The sequence below is a fragment of the Georgenia satyanarayanai genome (genome assembly GCF_023715365.1).
Taxonomy (GTDB): domain Bacteria; phylum Actinomycetota; class Actinomycetes; order Actinomycetales; family Actinomycetaceae; genus Oceanitalea; species Oceanitalea satyanarayanai_B.
Window position 1 is genome coordinate 1 of record NZ_JAMBNZ010000034.1, and the last position, 1,458, is coordinate 1,458.

The 1,458-nt window shown below is 66.1% G+C and carries 1 protein-coding gene; it reads left to right on the plus strand.

Annotated features, from left to right (window positions below):
- Positions 1-230 precede the first annotated feature (230 nt).
- Positions 231-1,439, plus strand: coding sequence for an IS110 family transposase (locus tag M3148_RS16870; RefSeq protein WP_251305892.1), 1,209 nt, complete (start codon positions 231-233; stop codon positions 1,437-1,439).
- Positions 1,440-1,458 lie beyond the last annotated feature (19 nt).

Consider the following 1,458-nt stretch of genomic DNA (forward strand, 5'->3'; position numbering starts at 1 on the left):
GACCGACCACTGACGTTGATGATGGGAGTGCCTCGGCGGGGGTCTGACTCTGCCACTGACTGACGCCCTAGCGGGTTGTCCTTGAAATGATCCGTCGGTCTGCGCCGGGGCTTGTCACGCATGCCAGCCAGGTGGACATGACCTAATAGGAGCTCGACCAAAAGTCCCATCAACGTCTTGTCTGTCCACCTGGCTGGTGTGCCGTCCCCGATAAGGAAGGCACCACCATCATGACGACCGAGACGGTCGATGTCATCGCCGGGATCGATACCCATGCTGAGACCCATCACCTCGCAGTGATCACCACGACCGGAGCCCGGCTCGCGGACCGGAGCTTCCCTGCCAGCGTGCAGGGTTACGGAGATCTGCTGGCGTTCGTGGTCACCCTGGGCCGGATCATCGCCATCGGCGTGGAGGGCACCGGCTCTTACGGGGCGGGCATTGCGCGGTTCCTACGCAAGGCCGGCATCACGGTTCACGAGGTGATCCGTCCGGGGGGCCAGGTCCGTCGCCTGCGCGGCAAGAGCGACCCGATCGACGCCTACGCCGCAGCGCACGCCGTGCTGGCCGGCCACGACTTGCCCACCCCGAAAGACGCCGATGGTGAGGTCGAGGCGATCCGTGTGCTGACTGTCGCGCGCCGCTCGGCAATCAAGGCCCGCAGTGCAGCGGCCACGCAGATCAAGAGTCTGCTCGTCACGGCTCCCGATGCCCTCCGCGCCCGCTTCCGCGGGCTGAGCAACGATGACTTGCACGCCAAGCTGGCTGCGCAGAGCCCCGCGCAAGCTACCGACACAGTCGAGGTGGCGACGCTAGCTTCGATGCGTCACCTCGCTCGCCGCCACCACGCCCTGACCAGGGAGATCACCGACCTGGACAGTGATCTCGACGCTCTGGTCACCAGCACCGCTCCAGCACTACGGGCCGCCTACGGAGTGGGACCGGTAACCGCGGCCCCGCTATTGATCACCGCCGGAGACAACCCCGACCGGTTGACCAGCGAGGGTGCCTTCGCCGCCCTGTGTGGAACCGCCCCAATCCCCGCATCCTCGGGCAAGACCACCCGCTACCGCCTCAACCCAGGCGGGGACCGCCAAGCCAACGCCGCCCTGCACCAGATCGTCCTGGTGCGCATGGCCCACGACCCGCGCACCAAGGCCTATGTCGCCAAACGCACCGCTCAGGGCAAGAGTGAGAAGGAGATCATGCGCTGCCTCAAGCGCGCCGTGGCCCGCGAGGTCTACCACCTCATCGTCCACCCCCAACCCGTGCCTCGGACCGACGACCTGCGCCCGCTACGTCACGCGAAGGGAATGACCCTGCGGACCGTTGCCGAGCAATTCAACGTCTGGCCAGCACGCATATCCGACATCGAACGCGGCAAGAGGCGAGATGACGACTTCGCCAGCACCTACCGCCAGTGGCTCCTCGCCGCTTGACAGTCCATAGGAGCATCAT